The organism is Nocardiopsis sp. NPDC055551, assembly GCF_053619415.1.
This window is the reverse complement of sequence record NZ_JBSHJJ010000027.1, coordinates 1-2,874: the sequence shown is the minus strand read 5'-3', so window position 1 is coordinate 2,874 and position 2,874 is coordinate 1. Positions and strand designations below refer to the sequence as shown.

Genomic DNA, 2,874 nt, shown 5'->3' with positions numbered 1-2,874 from the left:
GTCTTGAAAGATAAAAAGCACCTGAAAAAGGTGCTTTTTTTGGTTTTTTGAACTTGGATTTTTTGGGGTGAGAGAGGAAAAAGGGGGGGCTACTACGACCCCCCCTTTAAGTGCCGAGTGCCAAATTGAGAGAAAAAGCCATTCAAACCCTAGAGCCACAAGGGTTTGAAGCTTGCGACATTTGAGCGACATTTCGGCGACATTTTGAGCGACATTTTGCCTTTTACATATTTTTTGTGTATTTTATTGCAAAAATTACACCACTTTGTTATATTATTTTTAACATGCAAAAAGGAGAACGATATGACAAATAAAAAGAGATTTACAATCACTATGTCAGAAAGTGTTCACGCTTATTTAGAGGAGTTGTGCAAAGAGAAGGGTTTGAGTAAGTCTGCGATGATTACAGTAGTTTTGGAAGAATACAAGAAAGGGCAGAAATGAACACAAAAAAAGCGACCCCCTGGAAGAGTTCGCTTTTTGGAATTCCTTTGTTTCTGTTAGGGTGATTATAACATTATGGCTAAAGATAAGGCAAGATACTTTACGTTTCTGTTGTACCCTGAAAGCATACCCGAAGATTGGGAAACGAAATTGGAATCGCTCGGTGTTCCTATTGCGATTAGCCCACTTCATGATAAAGATTTAAGTAAAGTTGAGGGACAAAAATATAAAAAAGCCCATTATCATGTGATTTATGTGGCGAAAAATCCTGTTACTGCTGATAGTGTCCGTAAAAGAATACAACGAGCATTGGGTAATAAAAGTGTTTCCATGGTGCAAATTGTAGTTCAAAGCATGGAAAATATGTATTTATATTTAACGCACGAATCAAAAGACGCTATCGCTAAAAACAAGCATGTATATGACAAGAAAGATATTAAACTACTAAACAATTTTGATATTGATAGATACATAACGCTTGATGTTGAAGAAAAAGACGACATGCTGAATGATCTTTGTGATTTGATTGATGAACATGGACTGGCTAATATTCGTGAATTAAGAAGGTTTGTAAGGGTTCGTGGGGAAGAATATAACTTACCCAGCATGAAGATTATCAATTCTGTTTTACGTTCGCATACTGGATTGATTAGACTGTATTTTGATGCCGTTTATCAAGAACGGAAATATGGTCGGGGCGATATTGATAGAGAAACAGGAGAGTTAAAATAATCGACATAAAACGACAGAAAAGGATTGAGATACAAGAGATACAGAAGATTCTTCTGTATCTTTTTCTGTATCTTTTTTTATTTTGTTCTGGTGGGCGCTTGAAGGAGAAAGCGACACGTGGCGTCTGTCAATAGAATCGTGGAATACCGGAATGAGCGATAGCGAAATGAGGATATGCCGCGAAAGTCGATTGACAGACTCACCACACCCGAACCCTCTTGGCATTGAATCGAATCCCATTCGATTCCTGCCGACCGGCGAGGGAGTCCCCTCAAAATTGAGGGGGTTGGGGGAGTTTTTATTGGGGGGATCAAGGGGGAATCATTTCCCCTTGTGGGTTTGGGCAAAGCCCAAGGTTTTCCCATGCGTTAGCATGGTTCGGCGGGTAGCCGAAAAAGCCTCGCAGAGCACACACTTTACGAATGTAAAGTATAGTGTGTTATACTTTACATGGAAGTGTTGCCGAAAAACTGACCCCGAAACGGAGCTGATTTTATGAGTTATGCGGTCGTCCGAATGCAGAAAATGAAGGCGCATGATTTGAAAGGAATTCAGTTTCATAATCAGCGTGAAAGAGAAAGCAGGACGAATTCGGATATTGATAAAGAGCGTTCCCATGAAAATTATGATTTGGTCCATGATGGGAAAATTGATTATAACCAGCATGTCAAAGAAATCATTGAATCGCAAAAAACAGGTACGAGAAAAACTCGGAAAGATGCGGTGCTTGTAAACGAGTTGCTCGTGACATCTGACAAAAATTTTTTTGACCGTCTGGATCCTACAGAACAAAAACGATTTTTTGAGGAAAGTTATAAATTATTTTCCGAACGCTATGGCGAGCAAAATATTGCTTATGCAACGGTACATATGGACGAAAAAACGCCCCATATGCATGTTGGCGTTGTGCCAATGCGTGATGGAAAACTGCAAGGGAAAAATGTGTTCAATCGTCAAGAATTGCTTTGGTTGCAAGATAAGTTTCCCGAGCATATGCAAAAGCTTGGCTTTGATTTGGAGCGTGGAGAAAAAGGTTCTACTCGTGAGCATTTGGAAACGAGGGAATTCAAAAAGCAGACGCTGGAAAAAGAAATTGATTTTCTAGAAAAAAATCTCCAGGAGAAGAAAAATGAATTGCTCGCCCTCAATGAAAAAGTTCCAGATGAAATTAAAGTTCGGGCCAAAAGGGAATTTCAGCAAATCGAGGTTAAGAGCGAGGAAAAGAATCTTTTTGGGATTCCCAAAAAAGAGTTGAAAAAGACACCGACTGGAAATGTGATTGTTCCCGAACAAGACTTTAAAAATTTGGTTCATGCTGCCAAAGAAAATAAACAGCTAAAAGGCAAGATGGAAAAAATATTGAACACCGATTTAGCAAAGGAAAATAAAGCTTTGGGTCAAAAGCTTAGAGTGATTTATAAAGAGTGGGAAACAGAAGCCAATTCAAATAAAAAATTAAGACAGGAAAATATGCAGTTGCTTCGAGAGAATAGCAAATTAAAAAGCCATATAAGCGATTTAAAGCGTGAAATTGGTTTGATATATAAAAGCACCAAAGAATTTTTAAAAGCCCGTACAAACGATTTAAAGACGTTTAAGAGCCTTTTTAATGATTTGGTAGGCAAAATTAAAGAAAAAGCCCCTGAGGGCGAATTTGAGCGTTTAAACAGGGTTGAAAAGCGTCGTGAAAGAGAAAAT

3 protein-coding genes are annotated in these 2,874 nt (G+C 38.5%); all 3 read left to right on the top strand.

Annotation, left to right across the window (positions count from 1 at the left end):
- Positions 1 to 303: 303 nt before the first annotated feature.
- Complete coding sequence (locus tag ACWGSK_RS27540; RefSeq protein WP_043858540.1) at positions 304 to 444, top strand: ribbon-helix-helix domain-containing protein; 141 nt, start codon at positions 304 to 306, stop codon at positions 442 to 444.
- 75 nt (positions 445 to 519) lie between these two features.
- Complete coding sequence (locus tag ACWGSK_RS27535) at positions 520 to 1,176, top strand: replication protein (RefSeq protein ID WP_043858541.1); 657 nt, start codon at positions 520 to 522, stop codon at positions 1,174 to 1,176.
- Positions 1,177 to 1,671: 495 nt separating this feature from the next.
- A partial coding sequence (gene mobV / locus ACWGSK_RS27530) for a MobV family relaxase (protein ID WP_452457183.1) occupies positions 1,672 to 2,874 on the top strand: 1,203 nt, incomplete at its 3' end.

Coding starts and splice junctions, on each gene's coding strand:
- ACWGSK_RS27540 (WP_043858540.1), top strand. CDS start 304: ATGACAAATAAAAAGAGATTTACAATCACTATGTCAGAAAGTGTTCAC.
- ACWGSK_RS27535 (WP_043858541.1), top strand. CDS start 520: ATGGCTAAAGATAAGGCAAGATACTTTACGTTTCTGTTGTACCCTGAA.